At 62.1% G+C, this 26,596-nt stretch carries 24 protein-coding genes and 1 tRNA gene; 10 read left to right on the plus strand and 15 right to left on the minus strand.

Annotated features, from left to right (window positions below):
• The first annotated feature begins 165 nt into the window (after nt 1-165).
• The 3 genes from D5400_RS17495 to cueR are packed head-to-tail and all read left to right on the plus strand — an operon-like array spanning nt 166 to nt 1,272.
• Nucleotides 166-363, plus strand: a complete 198-nt coding sequence (locus tag D5400_RS17495) for a heavy-metal-associated domain-containing protein (protein WP_126011189.1) — start codon at nt 166-168, stop codon at nt 361-363.
• 9 nt (nt 364-372) lie between these two features.
• The gene (gene copM / locus D5400_RS17500) at nt 373-849 is read left to right on the plus strand and encodes a CopM family metallochaperone (RefSeq protein ID WP_126011191.1); all 477 of its coding nucleotides are present in this window, start codon (nt 373-375) and stop codon (nt 847-849) included.
• 24 nt (nt 850-873) lie between these two features.
• Complete coding sequence (gene cueR / locus D5400_RS17505; RefSeq protein WP_126011193.1) at nt 874-1,272, plus strand: Cu(I)-responsive transcriptional regulator; 399 nt, start codon at nt 874-876, stop codon at nt 1,270-1,272.
• 27 nt (nt 1,273-1,299) lie between these two features.
• Here cueR and D5400_RS17510 read toward each other — a convergent pair whose 3' ends face one another.
• The 14 genes from D5400_RS17510 to D5400_RS17575 all read right to left on the minus strand — a co-directional run bounded on the left by D5400_RS17510 (nt 1,300) and on the right by D5400_RS17575 (nt 14,989).
• The gene (locus D5400_RS17510) at nt 1,300-1,962 is read right to left on the minus strand and encodes a helix-turn-helix domain-containing protein (RefSeq protein WP_126011195.1); all 663 of its coding nucleotides are present in this window, start codon (nt 1,960-1,962) and stop codon (nt 1,300-1,302) included.
• Between the two features lie 199 nt (nt 1,963-2,161).
• Nucleotides 2,162-2,515 carry a response regulator transcription factor gene (locus tag D5400_RS17515; RefSeq protein WP_164527930.1) on the minus strand — a complete coding sequence of 118 codons (354 nt, stop codon included), beginning with the start codon at nt 2,513-2,515 and terminating at the stop codon, nt 2,162-2,164.
• 78 nt (nt 2,516-2,593) lie between these two features.
• A complete protein-coding gene (locus D5400_RS17520) occupies nt 2,594-3,205 on the minus strand; it encodes a response regulator transcription factor (protein ID WP_126011199.1) in 612 nt (203 codons plus the stop codon).
• A complete protein-coding gene (locus D5400_RS17525; RefSeq protein WP_245451339.1) occupies nt 3,198-4,376 on the minus strand; it encodes a two-component system sensor histidine kinase NtrB in 1,179 nt (392 codons plus the stop codon). The genes D5400_RS17520 and D5400_RS17525 overlap by 8 nt, the downstream gene beginning before the upstream one ends.
• A 122-nt stretch (nt 4,377-4,498) precedes the next feature.
• Nucleotides 4,499-6,067 carry a glutamine-hydrolyzing GMP synthase gene (guaA, locus tag D5400_RS17530; protein WP_126011201.1) on the minus strand — a complete coding sequence of 523 codons (1,569 nt, stop codon included), beginning with the start codon at nt 6,065-6,067 and terminating at the stop codon, nt 4,499-4,501.
• A 41-nt stretch (nt 6,068-6,108) separates the two neighbouring features.
• Nucleotides 6,109-6,810, minus strand: coding sequence for a 5'-methylthioadenosine/S-adenosylhomocysteine nucleosidase (locus D5400_RS17535; RefSeq protein ID WP_126011203.1), 702 nt, complete (start codon nt 6,808-6,810; stop codon nt 6,109-6,111).
• On the minus strand, nt 6,807-7,262 hold the full coding sequence (locus D5400_RS17540; protein WP_126011205.1) for a PaaI family thioesterase: 456 nt from the start codon (nt 7,260-7,262) through the stop codon (nt 6,807-6,809). Before D5400_RS17540 ends, D5400_RS17535 begins: the two co-directional genes overlap by 4 nt.
• Before the next feature lie 87 nt (nt 7,263-7,349).
• Nucleotides 7,350-7,835 (minus strand): TspO/MBR family protein, encoded by a 486-nt coding sequence (locus tag D5400_RS17545; RefSeq protein WP_425364889.1) that lies wholly within the window; start codon nt 7,833-7,835, stop codon nt 7,350-7,352.
• Between the two features lie 37 nt (nt 7,836-7,872).
• Nucleotides 7,873-9,159 carry an RsmB/NOP family class I SAM-dependent RNA methyltransferase gene (locus D5400_RS17550; protein ID WP_126011207.1) on the minus strand — a complete coding sequence of 429 codons (1,287 nt, stop codon included), beginning with the start codon at nt 9,157-9,159 and terminating at the stop codon, nt 7,873-7,875.
• Between the two features lie 50 nt (nt 9,160-9,209).
• Nucleotides 9,210-9,626: an MAPEG family protein gene (locus tag D5400_RS17555; RefSeq protein ID WP_126011209.1), complete on the minus strand. Its 417-nt coding sequence runs from the start codon at nt 9,624-9,626 to the stop codon at nt 9,210-9,212.
• Nucleotides 9,627-9,629: 3 nt separating this feature from the next.
• Complete coding sequence (gene guaB, locus D5400_RS17560; RefSeq protein ID WP_126011211.1) at nt 9,630-11,135, minus strand: IMP dehydrogenase; 1,506 nt, start codon at nt 11,133-11,135, stop codon at nt 9,630-9,632.
• A gap of 240 nt (nt 11,136-11,375) precedes the next feature.
• Nucleotides 11,376-12,383: an MBL fold metallo-hydrolase gene (locus tag D5400_RS17565; protein WP_126011212.1), complete on the minus strand. Its 1,008-nt coding sequence runs from the start codon at nt 12,381-12,383 to the stop codon at nt 11,376-11,378.
• 147 nt (nt 12,384-12,530) lie between these two features.
• A complete protein-coding gene (locus D5400_RS17570; protein WP_126011214.1) occupies nt 12,531-13,247 on the minus strand; it encodes an RlmE family RNA methyltransferase in 717 nt (238 codons plus the stop codon).
• The gene (locus D5400_RS17575; protein ID WP_126011216.1) at nt 13,244-14,989 is read right to left on the minus strand and encodes a Ppx/GppA phosphatase family protein; all 1,746 of its coding nucleotides are present in this window, start codon (nt 14,987-14,989) and stop codon (nt 13,244-13,246) included. The genes D5400_RS17570 and D5400_RS17575 overlap by 4 nt, the downstream gene beginning before the upstream one ends.
• Nucleotides 14,990-15,595: 606 nt before the next feature.
• Between D5400_RS17575 and D5400_RS17580 the strand changes: the two genes are divergently transcribed.
• From D5400_RS17580 to D5400_RS17595, 4 genes are all read left to right on the plus strand, one after another.
• Nucleotides 15,596-15,669, plus strand: a tRNA-Gln gene (locus D5400_RS17580).
• 717 nt (nt 15,670-16,386) lie between these two features.
• The gene (locus D5400_RS17585) at nt 16,387-17,142 is read left to right on the plus strand and encodes a hypothetical protein (RefSeq protein WP_126011218.1); all 756 of its coding nucleotides are present in this window, start codon (nt 16,387-16,389) and stop codon (nt 17,140-17,142) included.
• 58 nt (nt 17,143-17,200) lie between these two features.
• On the plus strand, nt 17,201-17,800 hold the full coding sequence (locus tag D5400_RS17590) for a site-specific integrase (protein WP_126011220.1): 600 nt from the start codon (nt 17,201-17,203) through the stop codon (nt 17,798-17,800).
• Nucleotides 17,801-17,858: 58 nt separating this feature from the next.
• Nucleotides 17,859-19,955: an ATP-dependent helicase gene (locus tag D5400_RS17595; protein WP_126011222.1), complete on the plus strand. Its 2,097-nt coding sequence runs from the start codon at nt 17,859-17,861 to the stop codon at nt 19,953-19,955.
• 99 nt (nt 19,956-20,054) lie between these two features.
• On the opposite strand, the gene D5400_RS17600 is transcribed toward D5400_RS17595, so the two are convergent.
• A complete protein-coding gene (locus D5400_RS17600; RefSeq protein ID WP_126011224.1) occupies nt 20,055-20,324 on the minus strand; it encodes a hypothetical protein in 270 nt (89 codons plus the stop codon).
• Nucleotides 20,325-21,427: 1,103 nt separating this feature from the next.
• Between D5400_RS17600 and D5400_RS17605 the strand changes: the two genes are divergently transcribed.
• From D5400_RS17605 to D5400_RS17615, 3 genes are all read left to right on the plus strand, one after another.
• The gene (locus D5400_RS17605) at nt 21,428-22,222 is read left to right on the plus strand and encodes a GGDEF domain-containing protein (RefSeq protein ID WP_126011226.1); all 795 of its coding nucleotides are present in this window, start codon (nt 21,428-21,430) and stop codon (nt 22,220-22,222) included.
• Nucleotides 22,223-22,790: 568 nt separating this feature from the next.
• Nucleotides 22,791-25,319, plus strand: coding sequence for a PAS domain S-box protein (locus tag D5400_RS17610; RefSeq protein WP_126011228.1), 2,529 nt, complete (start codon nt 22,791-22,793; stop codon nt 25,317-25,319).
• A 599-nt stretch (nt 25,320-25,918) separates the two neighbouring features.
• On the plus strand, nt 25,919-26,581 hold the full coding sequence (locus tag D5400_RS17615) for an alpha/beta fold hydrolase (RefSeq protein WP_245451340.1): 663 nt from the start codon (nt 25,919-25,921) through the stop codon (nt 26,579-26,581).
• The last annotated feature ends 15 nt before the right edge of the window (nt 26,582-26,596 follow it).

Below are 26,596 nucleotides of genomic sequence, written 5' to 3' on the forward strand. Positions count from 1 at the left end.
GATGACTGCTCCTTTCGGAAACTCGAATGCCTCCTATGTGGGGTTTCCAGTCGATGGAAGGTCAATAAGCCCAAGCCGAAATACTCGACCGATGAACGGGCTTGACCTTCCACCTGCTGGAAGCTGCATCGTGCAAGCTCGTCTGATCGCTGACGGAGGCAGATCATGAAATTCGAAATCGAGGCCATGCATTGCGGCGGTTGCGTCAGGGGCGTCACAAAGGCGATCCAATCGATCGATCCGGAAGCTGCCGTCGCTGTCGATCTCCCCAATCGGCAGGTCACGGTCGGTTCCGACGCCTCGCCCGAAGCTATCATGGCCAAGCTCGATGCAGCTGGCTTTCCGCCTAGACAACTGGACTGAGGAATAGACATGCGCTTCACATCCACATTTACCGCGACCCTGTTACTGACGCTTGCCGGATCCGTGCCTGCGCTGGCGCAGGACAGCGAGTTCCAGCTGCCATCACAGTGCGTGGCCGCGCAGGATCATTCCCAGATGGGCCACGGCGGGAACCACGGCGCGGGCCATGACATGGATATGGGCGCCATGGACATGGGCGGCATGGATGCTCAGTCACTCGAAGGCATGCCGGACCATGTGCAGGAAAACATGCGGCGCATGGCGATCACGATGCCGGCCATGCACCAGGGCATGATGAACGAGGACGCGGATGTTGCCTTTGCCTGCGGGATGATCGCCCATCACCAGGGCGCGATCGACATGGCCGAGGTGCTGCTCGAGAACGGCGAAGACGCCGAGATGCGCGCGCTTGCCGAAACCATCATCGCCGCGCAGGAAGCCGAGATCGCCGAGATGACCGCGTGGCTGGCCGAAAACGCCGATTGAACGCAATCTGCGGGAGACACATCCATGAACATCGGTGCCGCTGCCAGGCAATCCAAACTGCCAACGAAGACGATCCGCTACTATGAAGAGATCGGTCTTCTCAAGGCCGACCGCGCCGCAAACGGCTACCGGGACTATTCCGAGGATGACATCCACCGGCTGCGCTTTGTCCAGCGCGCGCGCAGCCTCGGCTTTTCCGTCGACGAATGCCGCCAGTTGCTGTCGCTCTATTCCGATCGAGAGCGGGCCAGCGCCGACGTCAAGGCCATCGCGCTGGAGAAGCTCGGCGAAATCGACCGCAAGATCGCTGAGCTGACTGCACTACGGCAAACGCTCGGCCACCTCGTGGAGACGTGCCACGGCGACAGCCGTCCCGAATGCCCGATCATCGACGGCTTGTCCGGCAAACCCGCCAGTCATTAAACTGGCGGGATCGGCGGCCGCGCGGGATCAGTGCAGCGCGGCAACCTTACACATGCGGCAGATCTCCTTGATGGCGATCTGCGTTGGCCGCGGCGCCTCGATCATGCCCTCCCGCTTCAATTGCGAAATGGCTCGGCTGACGGTTTCAAGCGTCAGACCGAGGTAATCGGCGATCTCCCGGCGCGACATGTAAACGTCGTGCATGACCCTTCCATAGTCCGCAGGCGGCGCCCCGTTGCAAAGGCGTCCGCTGCACTCCGGCACGAAGCGCATCAGAAAGCTCGCAACGCGTTCAAGCGCGGTTTTCTTGCCAAGCAGCGTCACGTGATCATGCATGGCGCCGAGCTTTCGTTGCATCGCGGCCGTAAAGGCATGACACCATTCCACCGTGGAAAACGCATCGTCGCGGCGCCAGGCGATCACGTCACAGGCCATTAAGGTTTCGGCAAAGCAATCCTGGATGGTGCCGTCGCCGAAGCCGAAATAGTCGCCGGGATAGAGCACGTCGACGATCTGTCGGCGCCCATCGCGCAGGATCTGGTAGAGCATCACCGCGCCTGTCTCGATCCGGTAGATATCGGTGACGGGATCATCCTGATGGCAGACGATCTCGCGCAACATGAAGCTGCGCCATTTGCCCCGTGCCTGCGGTCTTTCGGTCGTGGTGAAACTGCGTTCCGCAATGGTCATGGTCCTGCTCCGAAATTTTGATCCAAAGCAGTTTAATCGACCCTGCTCATCAGAAAAATTCGGCCGATCGCTCAGGGAAATCCCCTAGGCAAGCGCGCTATAGCAGTTTCGCGCTTCTTCGAACCGCTCAACGGCTCTAAGTTTCTGATTTAACGCGTTTCCGAACGGTAAACCTGTGTCCACTTCACCTGGAAACGCTCTAATGCAGCGGCGTCCCGAGCAGGGCGAGAAGGTCGGATGCGGCGAAGGGCTTCGTCAGCACAGCCATGGGACCTGCGGTTCCCAGCCGCGCCCGTGCCGCACGGCTCGTCACGCCAGCCAGCACGATCAAACGACAGGGCGTCTGCTCGCGCTCCATCCTGTCGACCAATCCCGCGGCCTGCCCGTTCGGAAGATCGAGGTCGAGGATGACCGTATCCTCGGGCGACAATGCCTCCTGCCGACAAAGACTGGCCGTTTCGACGTGAAGGCGGGCAGCAAAGCCCTGCTGCTTCAACACGAGCATGAGAGAATCTCCCAGCCCGGTATCCCGAACGACGACATGCAGGCTCATGAAGCGAGATCTTTCGCGGTGATGCTGACGTTGATCGTCCCACATCCCGCGCGCCAAATATTGAGGTGGCTCAAACGATCAGCGCTCACTGCGGTCTGACAACACGATCCGCAACAGATCGGCAAGCGTTCTGGCACCAAGTTTGGCCATGATCGCTTTGCGGTGCGCCTCCACCGTGCGGGGGCTGATCCCCAGTGCCAGCGCCGCCTCCTTGTCGCGGGCGCCCGCGACGACCTGGTCAAGAACTTCGATTTCCCTACCGGTCAGTTTGTCACGGCCATTGAACCTCTCGCCGCCCCTCGCCGGCGGAGCCGGAGTTTCCATCGCCTGCTTCACCCGCTCCAGCAGAACATCGACATCGAAGGGTTTCTCGAGAAAGTCGACCGCGCCCGATTTGACCGCCTGGACCGCCATTGGGATATCACCCTGGCCGGTGATGACGATGACCGGTGCCGGATAGCGGCTCTTGTCGAGGATGCGGAGAATATCGAGGCCCGATCGGCCGGGCATGTGCACGTCAAGAATCACGCAATCGGGTGCACGCGATGCGATCGAGCGTACGAAGGCGTCGCCGGAGGCAAACCCTTCGACCTCGTAGCCTTCCATGCGCAGAATGACGCCGAGCGCATCGAGAACGGCTGCGTCGTCATCCACCACGTGAATGCGCTTGGCGCCCTTGCCATCAGTCATCGGCGCCATCTCCCGCAATGCCTTCGCCAAGCGGCAATGTCAGCTGGAAGCGCGCGCCCCGCCCCTGGCCTCCCGGGTCGACGCTCAAATCCCCGCCGTGGCTCTGGGCAATCGATCGAGAGATGGCGAGGCCGAGCCCCATGCCCTTGCGCTTGCTCGAGGAGAACACCTTGAACAAATCATCCATGGCGGCAGCCGGGATGCCCTTGCCATTGTCGCCGATAACCACCTGGACCCAGGACCCGTCACGGCGAGTTTCAATGTCGATCGTTGCCTTGTCGACACCCTGGACCGCTTCGAACGCGTTGCGCAGCAGATTGACGAAAATCTGCTGCATCTGGATCGGATCGGCCTCGACCTGTGGCAGGTCGGGATCGTCATGGCGTTTGATCGCGACGCGGGCCGACCGGCGTCCCATCCGGGTCAAATCCAGCGCCTCGTCCAGAAGTTTGCGCAGGTCGACGAGGCGACGGCGCTGATCCCCTCGGTCGAGAAAGCCACGCATACGCTGGACGATACCGGCTGCACGCTGCGCCTCGCGCACGGCATTCGACAGGGCCTGCGCGCGCATGTCGCCAACCTTCCACTCTTTCGCTGCGGCGCGCTGGACAGCATCGAGATAGAGCATCAGCGCCGTCAGAGGCTGGTTCAGTTCGTGGGCAAGCGCCGAGCCCATCTCGTCGATCGCGGAGGCGCGCGCCATGTGGATCAACTGGCTTTGGAGATCGCGCATGCGGTCCTCCGTCTCGCGCCGAGCGCGCAGATCGCGAAGGATGCCGATGAACTGCCGCCCGTCCGGGGTCTTCGCTTCTCCAACCGACAGCTCGACCGGCATGATGGTGCCATCGCTGTGCATGCCTTCGACCTCGCGGCCGATGCCGATGATGCGCCGCTCGCCTGTGTCGCGATAATGGGTCAGATAGCCGTCATGCTCGTCGGCGTAGCGGCGCGGCATCAGGGATTTGACGTTGCGGCCTACCATCTCGGCAGCCGAATAGCCGAAAAGTTTTTCGCAGGCCTTGTTGAAGGCAAGAATGGTCCCGCGCTCGTCGATGACGACGATGCCATCGACCGCGGTATCGAGCATGCTGGCCAGCCGCGCTTCGGATACGGATCCGAAGCCCGGCGATGGCTGCGCCAAGTGGCCGGCCTTCTGCTCAAACTCCTTCAACGCCTCTCTTGCTCCGTCTCCGTCGTCAAAGGAAGCAATAGCGCGTTATGAGGAAGCGCGTAAACGCCGTTCAATGCAACCCTGGAGCGCCCGCGCCCTCTCTTAGGCGCGCAACCTACCAATCATTCCCACTCGATCGTGCCCGGGGGCTTCGAGGTGATGTCGTAGACGACGCGGTTGATGCCTTTGACCTCATTGATAATGCGGGTCGCGGCGCGGCCGAGGAAGTCCATGTCGTAGGGGTAGAAATCGGCGGTCATGCCGTCGACCGAGGTGACGGCGCGCAGTGCGCAGACGAATTCGTAGGTGCGACCATCGCCCATGACGCCGACCGTCTGGACTGGAAGGAGCACGGCGAAGGCCTGCCAGATGGCGTCGTAGAGCCCTGCCTTGCGGATTTCGTCGAGATAGATCGCGTCGGCTTCGCGCAGGATCTCCAGCTTTTCGCGCGTGATGCCACCCGGGCAGCGGATCGCAAGGCCTGGACCGGGGAAAGGATGGCGGCCGATGAAGCTGTCCGGCAGGCCCAGTTCCTTGCCGAGAACGCGGACCTCGTCCTTGAAGAGCTCGCGCAGCGGCTCGACGAGCTTCATGTTCATGCGTTCAGGCAATCCGCCCACATTGTGGTGCGACTTGATGGTGACCGACGGCCCGCCCGTGAAGGAGACGCTTTCGATGACGTCCGGATAGAGCGTTCCCTGCGCGAGGAAATCGGCGCCGCCGAGCTTGCCGGCTTCTTCCTCGAAGATCTCGATGAAGAGGCGCCCGATGGTCTTGCGCTTCTTCTCAGGGTCGCTCTCGCCTTCCAGCGCGCCGATGAACCGGTCCGATGCGTCGACGAGGATCAGCGACAGGTTGTAGTGCTCGCGGAACATCGCCACCACTTCCGCCGCTTCGTTCTTCCGCATCAGGCCATGATCGACGAGGATGCAGGTGAGCTGATCACCGACCGCTTCGTGGATGAGCAATGCGGCAACGGAGCTGTCGACGCCGCCCGAAAGCGCGCAGATCACCCTACCGTCGCCGACCTGATCGCGGATCGCCTGCACGGCCTGCTCGTGATAGGCCGCCATGGTCCAATCGCCGGCGAGACCGGCAATCTTGTGCACAAAGTTGGAGAGAAGCTTCGCGCCATCCGGCGTGTGGATCACTTCCGGGTGAAACTGCACGGCATAGAAGCGGCGCTTCTCGTCGGCAATCGCCGCAAAGGGCGCGCCAGTTGATGTGCCGATCACCTCGAAGCCTTCGGGCAGCGCCGTCACGCGGTCGCCGTGGCTCATCCAGACCTGATGGCGGCTACCGACTTCCCAGATCCCGTCGAACAGGGCGCTGTCCTTGCGGATATCCAGGAAGGCCCGTCCGAATTCCCGGTGATGGCCACCTTCGACGGCGCCGCCAAGCTGGGCGCACATCAGTTGCTCGCCATAGCAGATGCCGAGCACGGGCAGCCCGCTTTCGAAGATCACCTGAGGCGCGCGCGGGCTGCCGATATCGGTGGTCGATGCGGGGCCGCCGGACAGGATGACCGCCTTCGGCGACAGCCTGTGAAACGCATCTTCGGCGAGCTGAAACGGCACGATTTCCGAGTAGACCCCGGCCTCGCGGACGCGCCTTGCGATGAGCTGCGTGACCTGACTGCCGAAATCGACAATGAGGACGGTATCGGGGTGAGCGGCGATGGATTGTGTCATGGCGAGGCTCTAGTCAAAACGCGACGGCGTTGCAACGGCGTTCAGAGGTTTGCCGTTGCTTTTGAACGGATGCCGGTCAGCGCCTGCGCCTCGAGCGCCTCCGCGAGCATGTCGACCGAGGCAGCCATCTTTTCATCGATGACGTGCAGATACTCGGTCCAGTTGTCGACATGGGTCAATTCGGCCGCGCCATCGGAAATTCCGCGCAACACGATCAGCGGGATAGCAAACAAACGGCAGGCACGCGCAATGGCATAACTTTCCATATCCACCATGTCGGCGTCGATCGCGTCATAGGCCGCGCCCGAAACGATGTTCGCGCCGGTGGACAGGCGCGCAGTCTGAATACCCGGGATGAGGTGCGGCAATGCGATATCCGCTGGCTCACCGAGAAAAGGCGTGACGCCTTTGGCGAAACCGAGCGGCGACGCATCCATGTCGCGATAGGAAACGGTTGTCGCCTGGTAGATGCCGGTCTGCTCCAACGTGCGGGAGCCTGCGGAGCCCAAAGAAACAACGAGATCAGGCAGACTTCCGGCAGCTGCGCAGATCGCGAGTGTGGCACCCATCACCACGCCGGCTTCGACCGGCCCGACGCCTGTCATCAGAGGTTCGAAGCGCAGTTGCAGATGGCGACCATATTCCGCAGACGCGGCCATCACGAACAGCACAGAATGACCGGCGACGTCAGTCAGCGGCGCGGGATCACGCAAATGCCTGCCCAGGTGCCCGCTGCTCTTCATCCGGTCAAACCGTCCCTGCCCTGCACCACCATCATCGTGCCGGTCATGGAGGCAATCAGCTTCGGCGGCTCGGCGCCACCGATGGCGTAGGCGCGACCGTCGGACACGATGATGGTCGAACCGGGCTTGGTGACTTCGCCCCGGAAGATGAAGCGCTCGCCACGGCCGGGCGACAGAAGATTGATCTTGAACTCGATCGTCAGCACGGCGGCATCGGCCGGCATGATCGAATAGGCTGCGTAGCCGCAAGCGGAGTCCAGTGCGGTCGAAATGATGCCGGCATGCAGGAAGCCGTGCTGCTGCGTCAGCTTCTCGTCAAACGGCACTTCAATCTCGATCGTGCCGTGCTCGACGGTAATGAGCTCGGCGCCGATCGTCGTCATGGCCTTTTGACGGGCGAAGCTTTGGCGCACGCGCGTCTTGAAATCAGGATTGATCTGTTCGGCGTTCATGGCCGAAACCTTTCTGTTCGCATCTGCGAAATAAGCACGCGGTCAGGGCCGCGGCAAGAGGCCGCGCCGCAACGTGGGTTATCAGGCTCAGGCGTTCAGCCGCCAGATCTCGAAATTGAGAGCAGTCGCGAAACCGACCCATGCAGCGTAGGGAACGAAGAGGAGGCTCGACAGTCGATCCCGCCGGAAGGTGAGCGCGATGAACGCAAGGATCGAAAGCAGCAGGGGAACGATCACCACCAGCGCAAGATCAGGCCGCTGCGCCGTGAAAAACGCCGGCGTCCAGGCGAAGTTGAGCGCCATTTGAACGAACCAGACGATCATCGCAGCAGACCGCGCACCGCGTGCGAAAGTGCGCGCGCCGGCGATGCCGATCATGACGTAAAGCACGCTCCAGACCGGTCCGAAGACCCAGTTCGGTGGATTGAACGGCGGCTTTGCCAAGCTTTCGTACCACGGCCCCGGCGCGTTGGAGAGGCCGATGAGAATTCCGCCCCAAGCGAAAGCGCGACGAACAGAATGAGCAGGCGAAGGTTGCGCATGGGAAGCCTTGTCGTGGATGGGATCAGACATGGCGCAACGCGCCAGGCTTTCCAGGGTTGCGAACGGATCAGGACAATCGGCGCATGACGGCGATGAAAAAGCCGTCTGTTGCCGTGGTGGCCGGGGTGAGTGTCACCATTCCGTTCTCAGGATCCGCATGGGCAGGCAGCGCTGTTCCGAAGGTGCTTTCCCAACGCGCCGCAATCTCGACCGGCTTGAACTCCGGATGGCGCTCGCGGAAGCGGGCAACCTGTCCGGCATTCTCCGACGGCAGCAGAGAGCACGTCACGTAGACAAGTTCGCCGCCAGGTTTTACGAAGCGATGGGCCGCTTCGAGCACGGTTTCCTGCTCAGCCATACGCTGCGCCAGCGTTTCGGGCGTGAGGCGCCATTTGGTATCGGGCCGGCGGCGCCATGTTCCTGTTCCCGTGCATGGCGCATCGATGAGAACGTGGTCGCACCGCCACTGGAGCGGCTCCAATTGGGCTGCCTGATCGTGCACCTGGACGTTGCGCGTGCCCGCGCGCTTCAGGCGCTCCACGATGGGTGCAAGCCGGTGGCGATCGGCGTCATAAGCGTGAATCTGGCCCTTGTTGCCCATGCTTGCGGCGAGCGCCAAGGTCTTGCCACCGCCACCCGCGCAATAATCGAGAACCTGACCACCGGATGCTCCGGTCAGCAACGCGGCGATCTGGCTGCCTTCGTCCTGCACCTCGAACCAGCCTTTAGCAAAGGAAAGCTCGGCCGTGACGTTCGGGTGGCGCCCGGCTCCCTCGACAGGTGCAACGCGGATGCCGTCCGGAGCGACTTCGGTTGGTACGGCACCGGTGCGGGCGAGCGCCTTCAGGACCTTTTCGCGGTTCGCCTTCAGCCGGTTGACGCGCAGATCGAGCGGCGGACGGCCATTCAGTCCTTGCGCCTCGGGAATCCAGTGCTCGCCGAAGGCCTTTTCGAATTCGCTCTGCAGCCATTCCGGCAGATCGGCCTGCACATGCGGCGGCGCCTCGCTGAGATTGCGCGCTGCGAACGTCTCGAACACATCGGAACCCGGTGCGGCGGGTGCGAAAGTGTCGCCCTCGAGTTCCGCCGTCAGGCCTTCCACCGTGTAACCCCATTGGCGCAAAAGCACGGCAAATCCCAGCGCCGCCGGCTCCTCGCTTTGCATCAGCCACTGATGGCTGAGCTTCAGCCTGAGCGCGTCATAGACGATGTTGCCGATGGCAGCGCGATCACCCGAGCCCGCAAACCGGTGGGACAGACCCCAATCCTTCAACGCCTCGGCGACGGGGCGATGGCGCGTTTCGATGTCTGAGAGAATGTCGATGGCTGCCGAGAGCCTTCCACCAAGTCTCATGGCGGGGTCCTTCGCGGGAACGACGAAATTGAGCGAGCTTCAGCCGATCGTCAGGCGATCGCCAACCGATAGGCGAAATAGAGCCAGAGCAGACCGTTGATGAAGAAGCCGACGATGAAGGCTGCGCGGCGCTGCATCAGGGCGTTTGTTGTCACATGGATGGCCGCATGTACGATGCGGCTAATGACGAAGGCCCATGCGAGCACCAGCACGACAATGTTGACCGCCGAAATCAGGTAGAACGCGAAGCAGACGAAGATGAACAGCATCGGCAGTTCGAACTGGTTCACCAGGCTGCGGATCGCCGTTGCGCTCTGTGCCGGCTCGTTGATCGGAACCAGGAATTCACGCGATTTCACCTCGCCTCGCTTCACCGCGCCGACGCGGCGGTTCGATGCGATGAGGTAGATCACGTAAATCAGCGCTACCTGAACGATGACTGGCCAGAAGATGGAGATGGAATTCATCGCTCAGTTCCCGCCGCCCGGGTAATTCGGGCTCTCGCGTGTGATCGTTACGTCATGCGCATGGCTTTCGCGCAGGCCCGCGTTCGAGATGCGCACGAAGGTTGCCCGGTCGTGGAACTGCTTGAGATCGGCAGCACCGACATAGCCCATGGCGGCACGCAGACCGCCAGCCAGCTGGTGCAGGACGCCGGAGACCGGTCCCTTGTAGGGCACCTGCCCCTCGATACCTTCGGGCACGAGCTTCAGCGTATCGCGCACTTCGGCCTGGAAGTAGCGGTCAGCCGAGCCCCGCGCCATGGCGCCGACCGAGCCCATGCCCCGGTAGGCTTTGAAGGAGCGGCCCTGGTGCAGATAGACTTCGCCGGGGCTCTCGTCCGTGCCGGCCAGCAGCGAACCGATCATCACCGCATCGGCACCGGCCGCCATCGCCTTGGCGAGGTCGCCGGAAAACTTGATGCCGCCATCGGCGATGACCGGGATGCCGGCGCCACGCGCCACTTCCACGGCGTTCATGATTGCCGAAAGCTGCGGCACGCCAACACCGGCCACGATGCGCGTGGTGCAGATCGAGCCGGGTCCGATGCCCACTTTGATCGCATCGGCGCCCGCATCCATCAGCGCCTTGGTGCCGTCGCCCGTCGCCACATTGCCGGCCATGACGCGGACCGAGTTCGACAGGCGCTTGACCCGCGCGACCGCATCCAGAACGCGCTGCGAATGACCGTGTGCCGTATCGACGACGATCAGGTCGACGCCGGCATCGATCAGGCGCTCGGCACGCTCGAAGCCGTCGTCGCCGACGCTGGTCGCGGCGGCAACGCGCAGCCGCCCTTGCGCATCCTTCGAGGCGTTCGGGTTGAGCTGCGACTTCTCGATATCCTTCACGGTGATGAGGCCGACGCAATTTCGATCGGCATCGACCACCAACAGCTTCTCGATCCGGTGGTGGTGCAAGAGCCGCTTGGCTTCGTCCTGGCTGACGCTTTCCTGAACCGTGATCAGGTTATCCTTCGTCATCAGTTCATGAATTTTCTGCGCCGGATCGGAGGCGAACCGCACGTCGCGGTTGGTAAGGATGCCCACCAGCTTGCCCGTGGTCAGGCCGCCATTGCCGGCGCTTTCGACCACCGGAATACCTGAGATGCCGTGCGCCTTCATCAGGGCCTGGGCGTCACCAAGCGTCGCGTCCGGCCCAATCGTCACCGGGTTCACGACCATGCCGCTTTCGAACTTCTTGACCTGGCGAACCTGTTCGGCCTGCTCGATCGGCGAGAGATTGCGGTGGATAACGCCAATGCCGCCGGACTGCGCCATCGCGATGGCGAGCCGCCATTCGGTCACCGTGTCCATGGCGGAGGAGAGAATCGGCAGGTTGAGCTCGATACCGTCGGCAATGCGCGTGGCGATCATCGTTTGCCCCGGCATGACCTCCGAATGTCCGGGCTGCAACAGCACGTCGTCGAATGTCAGCGCCATGGCGCCGGTTGAGGAATCAATGATCTTCGCCATGGCCAACCTTCGTCTCTGATATGAACCATCCCGCTTCGCCGGGCGAAGCGGGATGTGATCGTTCAATCCTCAGGATGATTTCGCTTTTCGCGTGAACGCCCAATCACCCTGAAATTTGCTGTGTCGCGTTTCCGGACGGCAAACCGGCATCCACTTCACCGGGAAACGCTTTATGATTGGCGAGGGCTGGTACCATGGCTCGCCGCCAATGAAAAGCCATGGACCGTCCCTGTGCTACGATCAGGCGTCGACGTCGAACTGATAGCTCTTCGGCACAAAGCGATAGCCAGTATCGAGCTTCTCGACGAACCCTACGCCCGGGAACGGCATGTGGTAGCCGATGAAGGCCGTGCGATCGGTGGCCAGCATGTCGAACACCCGCTTGCGGGTTTCAGCGGCGGCCGCCTTGTCCATGTCGTAGACGACCTCCCAATCCGGGCGCTGCAGCGACAGGACGAAATGGTTGGCCGTGTCGGCGGTGAGCACGACGCGCTGGTCGTCCGATTCGACCATGTAGATCATGTGGCCGGGGGTATGGCCGAACGCAGCCAGGCCGGTCACGCCGGAAACGACCTCGTCACCATCGCCGATGAACGTCATCTGTTCGGCCAGCGGTGCAACGCGGCTCATCACGGCGCCATGATTGCCCTCGGCCGGCGTTCCGACACGGGCATCATCCGTCCAGAAATCGAATTCCTGCTGGCCGGTGACGTAGCGGGCATTGGCGAAGGTCGGCGCTCCGCCCTCCATCAGGCCGTTGATGTGATCGCCGTGAAGATGAGTCAGGACGACAACCGTCACGTCTTCCGGCTGGTAGCCCGATGCGCGCAATGAGGCCAGCATCTGGCCGGCACCGGCTTCCCGCGCGGCCTCGCCATTGCCGGTATCGAAGAGCACAAGGTCGGACCCGGCCTTGACCAGGGCGGGCGTGAAGCTGTTGCGCATCCGCGCGGTCGGCAGGAAATTTTCCTCCAACAGTGCTGCAACGTCTTCCTGCGGCTGGTTAGCGCCGAAGATCGTGTGCGGATCGTCCGTGATCCGGCCGCCATCGCTCAGCGTCGTGATCTCGAAGCTGCCGAGTTGAAAACGGTTGAACTGCCCCATGGGTGGCTCCGGTGTCGATGCATCTTGCGCGAACGCCGCGCGCGTCATGATCTGAGGCGCTGCGAGGCCGGCCGCAACCAGTCCTGCAGCTTTGAACATATCGCGGCGCGAAGCACCGATCACCGATTTCTGGCGAAGTGTCATGCAAAATCTCCCGGGATTTTGGGGGGCCGGACTTCAACCGCCCGGCACGTTTCATGGCAAGTGTCGACAGCGCCTGAAGTGGGACCAAACGCCGTGAAGGCAATCATGAACTGTGGCAAAGCCCCCGGTTTCACAGGATCGTGAAGATCAGTCTTCAGCCGGGGGGTCGTCCGTCGCTTCCTCCGCCCGGCCCTTGAAGCCCTTGGCCAGCACGAACATCTCGACCGATTCCTGCCTGGACGATGGCGGCTTGATGTGGATGACGCTGCGAAAATTCTTCTTCAGCATAGTCAGCAGATCGTGGCCGGTGCCGCCCTGGAAGGTCTTGGCCAGGAAATGCCCGCCGGGGCGCAGGACATCCACCGCGAAATGGGCGGCAGCCTCACTCAGATGCATGGTGCGCAGATGGTCCGTCCGCTTGTGGCCGGTTGTCGGCGCCGCCATGTCGGAAATAACGACATCCGGCTGGCCGCCGCAGGCCTCGACCAGTTTGGCAGGGGCGTCGTCATCCAGAAAATCCATCAGCAGGATGTGAACGCCGGGGATCGTGTCCATTTCCAGGAAGTCGATGGCAGCGACGCGGGGCGCCTCATCTGCCGAACCGGTGACCTTGGCCGCGATCTGCGACCAGCCACCCGGCGCCGCGCCGAGATCGATGATGCGATGGGCGCCCTTCAGGATCTTGTGCTTCTCGTCGATCTCCAGAAGCTTGTAGGCCGCGCGCGAGCGATAGCCTTCGAGCTGCGCCCGCTGCACATAGGGATCGTTGATGTGTCGCTCAATCCATCGCCTGGACGATGCCTTGAGCTTGCCCTTCTTGACTTTCTGACCGAGCTTGCGCCCGCTCTTGATCGGCCCCGTCAACTCGTGCCCTCCCCGCCCTTGCGGCCCTGTTCGTTGCGCCCATCGAAGCGCGATCGGTTGCGATCGGTGGCCGGAAAGCGCGACCGGCGCCGTCGCCAGACGCCGTCGGCCGCCATCATGTCGGTCAGAAGCCCTTCGCGCAGGCCGCGATCGGCAACGCGCAGGCGCTCAGCCGGCCAGCGACGGCGAATGCCCTGAAGGATCGCGCAACCCGCCAACACCAGATCGGCACGGTCGGCCCCGATGCACGGATTTGCCGAGCGCTGGTCGAAATCCCAGGACAGAATCCGGTCGAGCATGCGATCGACCTCGTCGCTCGTCAGCCAGAGCCCGTCGACGCGCCGCCGATCATAACGCGGCAGGCCAAGATGGACACCGGCCAGCGTCGTTACGGTTCCTGAAGTGCCGATCAGATGGAAATTTCCGCCCGTGTCGCCGCCCATGCCGGGCAGATCCGGGGCCAGGAACGACGACAGCATCACCTCCACATCGGCAACCATCGCCTGGAACGTATCCGGCGTCACGTCGCGGCCGCCAAAGCGTTCCGACAAGGTGACGACACCGACCGGCAACGACGTCCAGGCACGAATGTGGTTGGCGAGACGTCCCGAGCGCTCGCGCGGCAGATCGATCACCGCGATTTCGGAGGAGCCGCCGCCGATATCGAACAGCACGACGGAGTCCGTCCCCTGCTCGACCAGGGACGAGCAGCCGGAGACGGCAAGCCGCGCTTCGGTCTCGCGGTCGACGATTTCCAGTTCGAGGCCCGTCTCGCGCTGGACCCGCTCGAGAAACTCGGCGCCGTTCTCGGCAGCCCGGCAGGCTTCCGTTGCGATCAGGCGCGCCTTGCGGATGGGCTTGTCCGCCAGTTTCGATGCGCACACCTTCAGCGCTTCCACCGCCCGGTCCATCGCCCGGTTCGACAGGCGGCCCGACGCGGCAAGACCTTCGCCGAGCCGCACGATACGCGAGAAGGCATCAACCACGCGGAACTGGCCCGGCCGGGTCGGCGAAGCGACCAGAAGCCGGCAATTGTTCGTGCCGAGATCGAGCGCAGCATAAAGCGGCGCGGCGGCACTGTTGCGCCGATCGTCGGCATCGGCTTTCGCAGAGGCTGCGCTGGCGCCGTTTCCACCAGCCTGCGCCGACGCAGAGGAAGGCTGGGCTGCCTCTGCGCGGGCGGAAGCCGTGGCGGTGTTGCCGGCGGCACCGGCCGGGGCGTTGCCCTCGGCCACAACAGCACCGGCAGGCCCGCCGATCATGCCTCCCGGGCGCATCGTCTTGGCGCGCTTTGCGCGTTGACGGCGCTTGCGCGATTTCGAGCGTGTCGCACCGGGGTGATGGTCTCCCGGCCGATGGTCTCCCCGGCGCTCTTCGCCCGCACGCTGGTTACCTGCACGCAGGCTTCCCGACTTCTGGTCCTCGGAATGCTGGCGTCCCTGGTCACGGCCACCGTCCGCAAGACCTTCGGTGCCGCGCAATGCAGCGCCCGCTTTGCCGGCGCCGCCTCCATGGGTGTGGTTGCTGGTCAGCGCATCTGTGACCGGATGTCGGCCCGCCGCGCGATGTCCAGCGTCGCCCTTCGACCGCTCAGCTGCAATCGACGCGGCGTCGCCGCCGCTGCCAGCTGCAACATGCGCCGCCTGGGACGTTGCGGTCGTGTTTCCGCCCCTGCGGCGCCGCCTGCGCCGCCTCTTCCCATCCTTGGCGCGAGCGGCGTCGCCGAGTGGGTCGGCAACCATCGTATGCGGGCGCGCTTCGCCGTCCAGGCGCGGGGCCTGGCCGGACGCTAGAGCATCACCTGTCGACGCCGGGCCTGCCGATGCCGCACCTGTCCTGCCGCGATCGGAACGGGCGCTTCTTGAGCGGTTCTTTCCGTTGCGGCTGGAGGGTTGGCCGGTTGGCGCATGACGTTGTCCGTGATCCTCATCTGGCGCCCCTCTTGTCGGCACGTCAGTGCCGCTTTCGGGGTTCTTCACGTCAGTTCCTGTCGGCGCGTCGCGGGCGGCAGCAAGAATGCGCACCGCGAAAAGCGCTCGTCTATCATCGTTGGGCAAAGCCTATCAGCCGGAACGCATTTGACAAAATGCTTTTTGGGACCCGCCCACGCCCGCCTCTTCCGTGCGCGCGAGTTCTCCCGTCTCGCCATGCCATCGCGGTCGATGGCCAAGACGGTGCCACTCCACCACGCTGCCCGCCAATTTATGCCCGTAGCCGTGCAACGGGGTCTTGATCGACAGGTCGAATATGCTACAAGGCGGCCTCGAAACAGCGGCGAACGGCCTTACCGGACCGATCTTCGCAAGCATGCACCCGCCGTTTCGAAGGCGCTCGCGCCTCCTCGGCTATGGGGAATAGGTTAACGGTAGACCCACGGACTCTGACTCCGTTAGTCCTGGTTCGAATCCAGGTTCCCCAGCCATTTGCTCCCTCCAGTCCCTTTGAAACCGCAGGATTCCGGCCTTTCGGCCTTAACGCGCTTGTGCGTTCAAATGGCCCGCCATGACTGGTGCCCACAACTGATGCCCACAGGTGTTGTCCAGCCGCCTTGGGCCGACGGAGCACGGGCGGATGGGACTGCGCAGACACCAGGTCGAGAATCTTGTTCTCAGAGGACCGATTTTTTATTGGCGGGCACGCATTCCCGTCGGCTTTCGGGCCTCGGGAAGAAATGCCCGGCTTCATTGAGCCTTAGGCTCTCGGACCGTAAGAAGGCGTCGGCCGTCGCACGGTGGCTGAACGCGCTCCTGCTTGAAATGGAACTGGTACCGAAGACGCGCATGGCGACACGAGAACAGCTCGCGTAAATCTTCGCCCTCGAGGCGGACGCCATGCGGGCCGAGATCGAGGCGCTCGACCGCGCCGCCAAGCGTACCGGGACGATCCGTGATCCCGAGCAGCGGGCAGCGGATCGTCAGGTCGGCCTCGCCTCGCCTACAGACTGCTCCATGCCTATGGGACGGGCGAGACCCTCTCGTTCGAGGAGGCAGGCGACGTCCGTGAGGCGCTGTACGGCGCAGGCGCAGAGTCTGACGACATTCCCTTTATCGAAGCCACCTATCGCGCCGAGCGCAAAGCGATCCTCTCCGATCGCGAAGGCAGGACGCGCAGCCCATTCCTGCGCGACGTGCTCTTCCGCATGGGGCAGGTTGAACTGGAGGACACGCCGCTCAACCGGGACGCAGCTACCGAGGAGGTTTTCCGAGCACGGGCCGATGCGCTGCTCGCATCAGCGGCTGACCCCAGAAAGCCGACGCTTGTCGCTAAGCCTCGTGAAGACCGTCCGATCATTGACGTGGCCAAATTGCCACCGCCGCAGAAACCAGCGACTCAATGGGCGGATGAACCGCGTGCCCTTCCGACGGATCCGGCTATGCCCGACCTTCCTGCTTTGCCCATTGTCGCCAAGCAGACGACCGTCGCTGAGCAGCAGCCACTGCCTGCCAGCACCAAGCCCGCGAAGAAGGCGCCGAAAGAACTGCTCCTGTCAGAGTTCGACCGGGAAACGGACAACCTCATCGCAAATCATCAGGATCAATGGGAAGATGACACCGCGTCGGATGTTCGTGTCCTGGTTCGCATTTTCCATGGCATCCTCGAGGAGCACGGCGTCACCCACTCCGGAGAAATTACGCAAGAGCACATTGCCGCGCTCCGTCAGCACTTCAACCACATCCTCCCTAACTATGGCAGAAGCCCCAGGCTTCGTGCCCTGTCACCGGGGGAGTTGCGCGCCGAAAGCCTGAAACGGGCCGATGAAGGGCGAGGTCAGATTGCAGCAGGCAAAACCTGGGCCGGAAGAAGTCAGGCCGATGTTCGACCTACCGTTTTTCAAAGGGCGAGCAAGCGCATTGGAACCAAACGTTCCAGGGAGTCTCGTCTATCACTCGGCTAACTATTTCCTGCCAATGCTATATACTTATTTGGGGCCGCGGCGGAACGAGTTCGCGGGTTTGTTGGTGGAGGACGTCGAGGAGCGGGAAGGCATCTGGGCGGTCCGGATCAAGGCCAACGAGGTCAGGCGCATCAAGAATGCGCAGTCAGACCGCCTGCTTCCGGTGCCCGACGAGTTGATCCGGCTGAATTTCCTGGAGTATGTCGAGCGACCGAAGCAGATCGGCTACGAACGACTGTTCCCAGAATTGGACTCGCCGTTGCTCAAGCAGAACGATCCGGGGGATCGCTTCTACAAAAACTTCGTTCCGGTGGTGAAGCGATGCATGAAGACCGAGCTTTGGGCGAGACCAATCCACACGCTGCGGCACGGTCTGTCAGACACGCTGAAGCAAGCCAACGTTTCTGAGGGCGTGATCGAGGACGTCGCCGGCCGCCTTGGAAACACCGAAACCGCGTCGCGATATACGAACCCGGCAGGCCTCTCCCTGCTCAAGCTTATCATCTCTCGATATCCGATTATCACAGATCATCTGGAGCCCCAGCCAATCCGGCTGCTGCCTTGGGTCCAACAGAATGAAGCGCCGCCATGGGCTGGCAAGAAGAGCGGTGACCGCTTCGGCGACAAGCGGGGACGGCGCCCGAAGAAAAAGGCATAGCTGCGCAAGCGCGTCGAACAGGTTGCGAACAAATCAGAAACAGGGTTCTGTCAGCGACATGAACATTGCCCTTCGCGATTCGACTTTGCCGACGCCTGTTGAGGGCGAGGGCTATCTCTCTTCACTGAACGCCGAGCAGCGGGCGGCGGTGGAGCATGGCGAGGGCGCTGTGGCTGGCCCCCTGCTGGTCATCGCGGGAGCCGGGTCGGGCAAGACCAATACGCTTGCCCATCGCGTTGCGCATCTGATCGTCAAGGGCGCCGATCCGCGCCGCATCCTGCTGATGACTTTCTCGCGCCGGGCAGCGTCGGAAATGAGGAGCCGGGTAGAGCGGATCGCCGCGCGGGTGCTGGGGGACAAGGCCGCAGCGCTGACGGAGGGCCTCACCTGGGCAGGCACGTTCCATGCCGTCGGCGCACGGCTCCTGCGAGACTATGCGCTGGAGATCGGGCTCGACCCCGCGTTCACCATCCACGACCGCGAGGACTCCGCCGACCTCATGAACCTCGTGCGGCACGAGCTTGGCCTGTCGAAGACCGAAAGCCGCTTTCCGGCCAAGGGGACCTGCCTTGCGATCTACTCGCGCGTCGTCAATGCGCAGGATGAGTTGGAGCCGATCCTGGCGAAGAGCTTTCCCTGGTGCATGGGCTGGGCCGAGGAATTAAAGCAGCTCTTTGCCGCTTACGTCGACGCCAAGCAGGCGCAGAACGTGCTCGACTATGACGACCTGCTGCTCTGGTGGGCGCAGATGTGCGGCGAGGCAGCGATCGCGGAGCATCTTGGCGGGCGCTTCGACCATATCCTCGTTGATGAATACCAGGACACCAACCGCCTTCAGGCGTCGATCCTCTTGGCGCTGAAGCCGGATGGCGCCGGGCTGACCGTCGTGGGCGACGACGCCCAGTCGATCTATTCTTTCCGGGCGGCCGAGGTCCGCAACATCCTCGATTTTCCTGGCCACTTCGCCGAGCTGGCGCGCGTTGTCACGCTCGACCGCAACTACCGCTCGACCGACGTGATCCTCGCAGCCGCCAATGCGGTGATTGGCGAGGCGTCCGAGCGCTTCACCAAGAACCTGTGGACCGAGCGTAGCTCGCGCGATCTGCCTCGGCTCGTCACCGTGCGCGACGAGGCTGAGCAAGCAAATTATGTCGCCGATCAGGTTCTGGAGGCTCGCGAGGAAGGCGTCGCGCTGAAGGCGCAGGCCGTCCTCTTCCGCGCCGCGCATCACTCCGGGCCGCTGGAGATCGAGCTGACCCGCCGCAACATGCCCTTCGTGAAGTTTGGGGGACTCAAGTTCCTCGATGCCGCACATGTTAAGGATGTGCTGGCAGTCCTGCGTTTTGCCGAGAACCCGAAGGATCGCGTTGCAGCGTTCCGCGTCATGCAGCTCATCCCCGGCATCGGCCCGTCGGCCGCCGGTCATGCGCTGGAAGCGATGGAACGCGCGCTCGATCCGGCACTGGGGTTGCAGTTCTTCAAGGCGCCCGCTCGTGCCGAGGCTGACTGGCCCGGCTTTGTGGAGCTCTACTCCGGCTTGCGCACAAAGTCTTCCTGGCCTGCCGACCTCGAGCGCGTGCGGCTGTGGTACGAGCCACATCTGGAGCGCATACACGAGGATGCCGGTACGCGGCGCGCCGATCTCCTGCAGCTCGAACAGATCGCCGCCGGCTATTCCTCACGCGAGCGGTTTCTAACCGACCTCACGCTTGATCCGCCCGACGCCACCAGCGATGAAGCAGGGCCGCCGCATCTCGACGAGGACTATCTGATCCTCTCGACCATCCATTCCGCCAAGGGCCAGGAATGGACGAAGGTTTTCGTGCTCAACGCCGTCGACGGCTGCATCCCGAGCGACCTTGCGGTGGGAGAGCGCGACGAGATCGAGGAGGAGCGCCGCCTGCTTTACGTCGCGATGACGCGCGCAAAGGACAGTCTGCACCTTATCACGCCGCAGCGCTTCTTCGTGCACGGCCAAGCCGCGCGCGGCGACCGCCACGTTTACGCCTCGCGCACCCGCTTCATCACCGAGCCCATGCTGGAACGCTTCGCGCAAACCGCATGGCCCCCGCCATCGCAAGGTGCGAGCGGGCGCTCGCCGCAACCCAATATCCGCGTCGACCTCAAGGCGAAGATGCGCGGCATGTGGCGATAGGTTTCAGGGCGAGGATAGTCGAGGCAGAGCAGGCCAGCGATGCTCCATCTCTGCATCATGCTCGTCCGCCCTATCGACGCCACGCGCCCCTCCATGGACTTACCGCCATTGAACATCGGGGCAATCGCAAGCAAGCGCCGCCACGGCCTCGGTGTAGCCTACCAGACGCCTCGTCTTGGGCGCTGGCGTGCGGACACCGCCTCGGCAGGCAACCATATCGGTTAACTCGAACCGCGCCGCCCTGAAGCCGACTTCTCGCAAGGCGTCGGCCACCGGGCTCATCGCCACTGGCTTCATTGGCACGCCCACGTCATGGACGAACAGGACCGTCGGAACGGCGTCTTCTCGGCCGTCGATCAGGAACGACATCTGCCTCTTCCCGCTCTTCAAGACAGCAAGGCTTCGGTTTTAGGAAATGGTTACCTAGCTACCGAAGCAGACCTTTCCCGCTCAGAACCTTGGATCGCTTCCCCCTATCTCTGAATCAGATGACCGCAAATCGAGATGACGTGCGGGCACTTCATCACGCGTTGGGTCACGTCGATCTGCCCCGCGTTGCCGACGCCAAGTGTCAATGCCGTTGCCGTGCCCCTGCCCTGGCCAGGGTCCGCGGTCAGGGCTTCAACAAGGCGATCCGTCGCCGACACCAGCCGGCCGTCTCTAGGGCTTCTGATGAGCTTTCTCGATCTCCGGATATTTGCGCAGCAGCGCATTGAGATCGCCAGGCCCGAATATGTGCCTAGCTCTGTCGACCACAGCTTATAGGCGTAGGCACCATCGCATTCTTTTCCGCCTTTACCGCGCCATTGGGTTGATATGCTTGATCAGGCAGATGAAGGATGGTTGTGCTGGCAAGACTGCACGAGCGCTACCGAAGCGTCCTATTCAGATGCGTACGAGACTTAGCGTTTGTGCGCGGAACGGTTCAGAATTTGAGGCTGACGCGGTCGCTATTGTCGCAAGTGGCCGACTTTGCGTTGACGCTTTACCGATGCGATCGATGCAGGCACCATAATCTTACCAGTCGGACCTAAAAGTAGGCGCTACACAACAACTTGAACACTCGAGTGCAATGTTTCGATGCGCAGCAGTCCGGTTAGCGACTGCTTTTGGGTTGGCCCGATATCCTGTGAGCGACTGGAATGGGGCGCAAAGCTGACGTTTCAGAAACTGTTGGGAAATCATTTCCCAGCCTCGTGCAAGGCGACACTCGAATGTCGACTTTGCGCCCGCCATTTGGTGGTTGAGACGCAGTTCGCCGTGACTAAAAGCCGACGCTAGGCATATTGCGACAAGCGGAAGCAATATTCCTAATATACGCGTCGTTCAGCTAGACTGATTCCCCCATGCTCGTTATCGAACTGCGCTAGATACGATCGAGCCTGCGGTCAATTGTTCCTGCTACTAGAACCTTGTCTAATTGCCCACGCTTAACACTTTTGGCCTAGTCTTGCTCGCGTGGAGGATCTGCCATGTTAGGTGCGCGCGCAGATATGTCGATGCGGAACTGGGGGAAGCTAGCTCAATGGACTGTCTTCGGTACGTTGGGTTGCGTCACAATTTGCATTAGCATCAACTATGTTATGTTCCGAAGTGATCCTGCTGTAATATTAAGTAAAGCACTGATAAGCTCCACTTTACTGCCGATTATTCTTGCCGGGCCCTTGTTCTTTTTTTTGTCCTTGAAACTAAGGGAACTGGCGATAGCCAACCATCGCTTGGCTTATCTCGCTGCGACAGACAGCCTTACGGGATGTTTGAATCGACGTGCCTTCACCAAGTCAGTTGAGAACTGCCTGAACTTCCATAGCGTTACTCACAATCCGATCGGTGCGCTGCTCGTAATTGATGCTGACCACTTTAAGGCGATTAACGATCGCTTCGGACATCATCGTGGAGATGAAGCTCTCACGCTTCTTGCAAAAGCAATCACTGGGTCCTTACGCAAGAACGATGAGCTGGGCAGGCTTGGGGGCGAAGAGTTTGCTGTTTTTCTTCAGCACGCCAACATGGCCGAGGCCTCGCTTGTGGCCGAACGCATACGCAAGGCAGTTAATGACATCGACTTCAAGGTAAATGGCGAGCAATACAAATTGTCGGTGAGTATCGGTGGTGCCGCCTGCGCGCACAGCGCGACGTTTGCCAACCTATTCCGACTTGCCGATGAGCAACTGTACATCGCCAAAAACGGCGGACGTAACCGGATCGAAATGATCTGCAATTCATCGCAGGCTGCCTTGACCGCGGCGTCTGCAAGTCTGCACTGAACACTCTTAAAACTGGCTCTTGCTGTCGCGGCGCGCTTGGCTGGCTTACTGTGCAAACTTTCACTTGATCGAATCATACCAGTACGGCGAGTTACAACGAACCGTTATTTCGCAGAGGACCTCCCGCTTCGCGCCGCCATTTCTGCCGTCGCAATAAACTCTGCTTTCGCTTGAAAGCGGACAATGTCTTCGATTAGTTCGAAAGCCGATTTAAGCCCTCAGGTTGCAATCTTCGTTCTGCCTCTGTGCCCCACTACCTCGCCTCCTTATGAAACTGGAACGACGTCTGAAGCGACATGCACACCTGCATGGAGCGCTGGCGACGATCTTGATAAATCGTGAGAAGCCCGGCAAACCAGAAAATGGATTCTAACCGAATTGGGTCCACAATTAAGATTTGGTTCGGCGAGAGGACGCAGGTTCGCCATGCGATCAGGCGGACTATTGGCGACAAGAACAGGTCCGTTCTGCGCGAAAATGGCAGGTTGGTGCGTCTTGTCAGGCGGCTCCGCATTTTCGATGAAGGCGGGGAGATCAAGAGGCGTTGGTGCCAGCAAATGATACGACCATGATGGGAAACCAGAGTTTCGCGCGTCTATTTCAGGCCTCGCCAGCGCCATTTCTTGTTCTTAAACCCGACGCGCCGCGGTTCACCATCATCGAGGTAAACGAGGCGTATCTGGCGGCCACGATGCGGACGCGCGAAGATGTGGTCGGACTGGGCATCTTCGAGGCATATCCTGACAACCCCGACGACCCGGCCATCGCGGGCGTGCGCACCCTGCGTGCGTCAATCGAGCATGTGCTCGCCTCCAAGCAGCCGGACACGCTACCGGGTCTCAAATACGACGTCGCTCGGCCGGACGGTACGTTTGAGGAACGGTGGTGGAGTCCGGTCAACTCGCCAGTGCTCGACGAAAACGGCGAGGTGGAGGCGATCATCCACAACGCCAACGACGTGACTGAGCAATACCGCGCCGAAAAGGCGCTGCGCGAGAACGAGGCGCGCCTGCGCTTCATGAACGAGCTCGATGAGGCGCTGCGCAGTTCGGGGGACGCGGTCGCCGCGATGTCCGCGGCTGCGCAGTTGCTGGGGCGGCGCCTCGGCGCCTCCCGAACCGCCTACGCCGCCGTTGACGTCGACAGCGATGCCTTCATCATCCACCGCGACTATACAGCGCCGGGGATCGCGAGTTCGGCCGGGACCTACAGTCTCGATCTCTTCGGTCCGCGCGCCGCCGTCGACATGCGCGGCGGACAGACGCTCGTTATTCGCGACGTCGCGGGCGAGCTCGCCCTCGGCGAAGGACGCGAGACCTTCCAATCGATCGGTATCGACGCAATCGTCTGTTGCCCACTCGTCAGCGGCGGCAGGCTCGCGGCGATGATGGCCGTTCACCAGGACACCCCGCGGGACTGGCGCGCCGACGAGATTTCGCTGGTCGAGGCGGTGGTCGAGCGCTGCTGGGCACATGTCGAGCGCGTCAGCGCCGAAAGCCGGCTGCGAGAGTCGGAGGCGAAATATCATGCCGTCGCCAATTCAGTCGACCAGATGATCTGGTTGACGCGTCCTGACGGCTTTCATGACTACTATAACGACCGCTGGTACGAATTTACCGGCGCGCCCTATGGCTCGACGGACGGCGAGGCGTGGAACGGCCTATTCCACCCCGATGATCAGGAGCGATCCTGGGCCTTATGGCAGCACTGCCTCAAGACCGGGGAGCCCTATCATATCGAGTACCGCTTGCGGCATCGTTCAGGCCAATACCGCTGGGTTATCGGCCGCGCGCAGTGCGTACGTGACCAAAATGGACAGATCGCTCGCTGGTATGGCTCCTGCACCGATATACACGATCTGAAAATGGCTGAAGAGCAGCTGCGCGAACTTAACGAAACGCTTGAGCATCGCGTTTTCGAGCGCACCGCGGAGCTGGAGCAGGCGCACGAGGCGCTACGCCAAAGTCAGAAAATGGAAGCCGTCGGCCAACTCACTGGCGGCATCGCGCACGACTTCAACAACCTCCTGGCGGGCATCTCGGGCTCGCTCGACATGATGCAGACCCGTCTCCAGCAGGGGCGCGTCGGTGACCTCGACCGCTACATGGTTGGCGCGCAAGGCGCGGCCAAACGCGCCTCGGCGCTAACGCATCGCCTTCTCGCGTTCTCGCGACGTCAGACGTTGGACCCCAAGCCGACGGACGTGAACCGCCTCGTTGCCGGAATGGAAGACCTCATCCGGCGGACGGTCGGTCCGCAGATCGCTGTCGAGACAGTGGCGAAGGCGGGCTTGTGGTCGGCGCTGGTCGACCCCAACCAGCTCGAGAACGCGCTCTTGAACCTTTGCATCAACGCGCGGGACGCCATGCCCAACGGCGGCAGCATCACAATCGAGACCGCGAATCGCTGGCTCGACGATCGGGCCGCGCGCGAGCGCGACCTGCCGCCCGGCCAGTACCTTTCCATGTGTGTGTCGGACAATGGAACGGGCATGTCCCCGGACATCATCGAGCGCGCCTTCGATCCGTTCTTCACCACCAAGCCGATCGGCGTCGGCACAGGGCTCGGCCTCTCGATGATCTATGGGTTCGCCCGCCAGTCGGGCGGGCAAGTCCGCATCTACTCCGAGGTCGGAAACGGGACGATGGTCTGCGTCTACCTTCCCCGCCACCACGAGGAGGAGGTTTGCGAACCCGAGGTTGTTCCTACGCTCCCGCGGGTCGACTCAAGAGGCAAGACAGTCCTCGTGGTGGACGACGAGCCACTGGTGCGAATGCTCGTGGTGGACGCTGTCGAAGATCTTGGATTCAGCACGATCGAGGCGGGCGATGGCCCGCAGGCGCTGAAAGTCCTGCGCTCGGACGCATTCGTCGACCTCCTCATCACCGACGTGGGTCTGCCCAATGGCATGAACGGGCGGCAAGTGGCCGACGCCGCTCGGGAGCTACGTGCCAACCTAAAGGTGCTGTTCGTGACGGGTTATGCCGAGAACGCCGTTCTAAGCCATGGTCATCTCGATCCCGGCATGCAGGTGGTGACAAAGCCGTTCGACATGACCGTCCTGTCTAACCGGATCCAGGGCATGTTCGACGACTGACGCTCACGCGCTTTCCGAACGCCCGCTTTCGGTGGTGGTTTGAAAGATGGGCTTGACCTCTTGAAGGGGCCGTACCGTCGCACAGACTAGCTCAAGCCTAATTGCAGCTATTCGGACCTCGGCGCCAAAGACCTCACCTCCGGAAACCACCCCGAAGGCGTCGGTAGGAAAACATTTCCCAGCGTCCCACCCCGCTGACGCCCTCCGGACCGGGGTGGGAAGCGGACCGGCAGGTTTCGGGCGGTTACTCGGCGAAACTGCTTTTCACCTAACACCGAGCTTTGGTAGCAGCGCGCCGCATATAGACGCTCAGGTTTATTTCGACCGTGCTAGGAAGCAGACCAGGAACGTTACTGCTCTTACCGGCTTGTGCAGGAAGTCAGTTATCGGAACACCGGCAAAGCGCCGCGCGGAGAAGTGCTGGTCACTGACCTCGAATGCCGTTCGCGATCGTTCAGCGCACCAAAGGTAACAAGAGAAACAGTATGATTAATCAGATTACCCGTGGCACGGGTCGGAAGCTGCTTCTAGTCCACGGGCTCGGGGGAAGCTGGCAATCATGGAGCACTATCCTGGATGCACTTAGCGCCAATTGAACGGTGATCGCGATTGACCTTCCTGGGCATGGCGCCACCCCGGCCGAACACGACAGCGGGACGTTCGATGGTCTTGTCGGCAGCGTCGAGCGCTATATAGCGGACAACGGACTGGCAGGGATTGACGTTGTCGGGAGCTCGATGGGGGCACGGATCGTGCTCGAACTCGCTCGACGCGGCAATATCGGCAACGTGGTGGCGCTTGATCCGGGTGGTTTCTGGCGGAGTTGGGAACGAACCTTCTTCAAGATCACCATAGGAGTTTCCGGGCGATTGCTCCGGGCAATCCGGCCCAGCCTGCCAATGCTGAGCGGGAATGCGGCGTCGCGCACTGCGCTGCTGGCACAATTATCCGCGCATCCTTGGGCGCTCGATCCGCAGGTCGTTGCGACGGAATTGGCAAGTCTCAGCACAACATCGACATTCGACGCACTGGTCCATGACCTTGCGAGTGGTCGTGAGCAGACCGGTCCTGCCGCCGATGCCACTGGTCGCATCGTGATTGGGTGGGGCCGGCATGATCGCTTATGTCTGCCAAGGCAGGCGGCGCGGGCAAAAGCGGCTTTTCCTTCCGCGGATCTACATTGGTTCGAGTCCAGCGGCCACTTTCCTATGTGGGACATGCCCGAGGAGACTATTGCCGTCATTCTTGCCGCGACTCGATGACGTCTTAACGCAATG

Origin of the sequence: Georhizobium profundi (assembly GCF_003952725.1) — a bacterium.
In the GTDB taxonomy this organism is placed as follows: domain Bacteria; phylum Pseudomonadota; class Alphaproteobacteria; order Rhizobiales; family Rhizobiaceae; genus Georhizobium; species Georhizobium profundi.